The following is a 1,165-nucleotide window of genomic DNA, read 5'->3' on the forward strand; positions in this document are numbered from 1 at the left end:
TTTAAAGGTAGACGTTTTAAAGCATGAAAGTGTCCTTACGGCTTCTATAACCATAATAGCCAAAAACACTGGAAATAATGGCGCCTACCAGACTGCCTAAAAAGCCCCACCACCCCATATTGGAGGCTGTTTTTGTGGCTTTAGTCGCAGTGTTTTTGGCGCCCTTGATCGTATCCTCAAGATTGTCTGAGAGTGTTTCTGCCCGTTCTTCAAGGACTTTGATGGCTTTTTCGGTCTTTTCTTCTGCGCTTTGATAGAGTTGGACGGCACGGTTGACTGCTGTTTGTGCATCCGCACGGGACATGCCATCGGTCACAAGGGCATTGATGATATCACTTCGATCAAATTTTGTCGTGAGATCTTCTACACGATCGGACAGACGCTCACCAAGATTTTTTAAAGTGGTGCGATAGTAAGAAGGATCATTTTTGAAAGCTGTTATCGCAGAACCAATATCATTGAGTGCAGCTTGATAGGTTTGTTTTAAGCGCTCAGGGTTGAGAGCAGGAATGTCACTTTTATTGAGAAGGGTGCGCAATTCACTCGAAAGCTGGTCAAAATTGATGCCATTGTCACTATTTTTTGCAAAAAACTTTTCAAGACTTTCGCTGTTTAAGTTTGCAAGTATGGGGGAAATATTGTTTTTGAGGCTGTCCACGGTTTGTTGGACCATGGAGCTGTTTTCTAGAGCCGTTTTAGCTCCTATCTTTGCTGTACTAGAAACCACGTGGATGGCTTGGAGGGTCATCAGCAATGTTATGAGAGCCCAAGTGAGAAAGCCATGAAGCGTTCCTGAGGTTTCAGCAAAACGTCCAGCTACAAAGCCTCCCAAGGCTAGGCTAATCAGTGTAACGATAACAGAGCCCACGCCAAAGGAGAGGAAAGAGCCTTCAAATGGGGTTGAAGAGGTGAAATCCATTTGGCTTAAGCCTAAAGCGGCGACCAGAAAAGAAAGGCAGATTGAGGTGGCAAGAGCTGTCACCAGTCCCGCAAAGATTGCGGACCATGAAATGGGTGTGTGAAAGAGTGAATATTTTTCTTCTAGAGATGTTTCTCCTAAAAAATTTGTATCAAATGGTGTGTTTTCAGGAATGCGAGTTTCCATGTTTTATCTCCTTGAATATGCTGGAGATACAATGCCTTTTTGTAAATTATGTTCCAAAAG

At 43.5% G+C, this 1,165-nt stretch carries 1 protein-coding gene; it reads right to left on the reverse strand.

Annotation, left to right across the window (positions count from 1 at the left end):
- Nucleotides 1-16: 16 nt before the first annotated feature.
- The gene (locus tag ACFILY_RS09450; protein ID WP_375637988.1) at nucleotides 17-1,105 is read right to left on the reverse strand and encodes a DUF3792 domain-containing protein; all 1,089 of its coding nucleotides are present in this window, start codon (nucleotides 1,103-1,105) and stop codon (nucleotides 17-19) included.
- Between the last annotated feature and the right edge of the window lie 60 nt (nucleotides 1,106-1,165).

The sequence above is a fragment of the Bartonella sp. CL25QHWL genome (genome assembly GCF_042195335.1).
In the GTDB taxonomy this organism is placed as follows: domain Bacteria; phylum Pseudomonadota; class Alphaproteobacteria; order Rhizobiales; family Rhizobiaceae; genus Bartonella.